The sequence below is a fragment of the Microbacterium sp. UBA3486 genome (assembly GCF_002377845.1).
GTDB lineage: Bacteria > Actinomycetota > Actinomycetes > Actinomycetales > Microbacteriaceae > Microbacterium > Microbacterium maritypicum_A.
The window spans coordinates 31,413-31,691 of the sequence record NZ_DFQP01000106.1; positions in this window are offsets into that span (position 1 = coordinate 31,413).

Sequence of the window (279 nt, forward strand, 5' to 3'; positions counted from 1 at the left end):
CGGCCGACGCGGGTGCGCACGTCACGATCGCCACCGATGCCTGCGCCGGCTCGACTGCGGAGAACCACGCGACTGCGCTGCACGTCATGGGACTGTATCCCCCGCAGATCACCGTGAGCGACACCGCCACCGTGCTCGGCAACCACTGACGGCGGACGTGGGCCTCAGGCCGAGGCTCGCACGGCGGCGGCGATGTCGGTCGGGGAGCCGTGCCAGGGCGCGCCGTGACCCGGCAGCACCCAGGAGGCCGAGAGCGCGGCCAGGCGGTCGAGCGAGGCG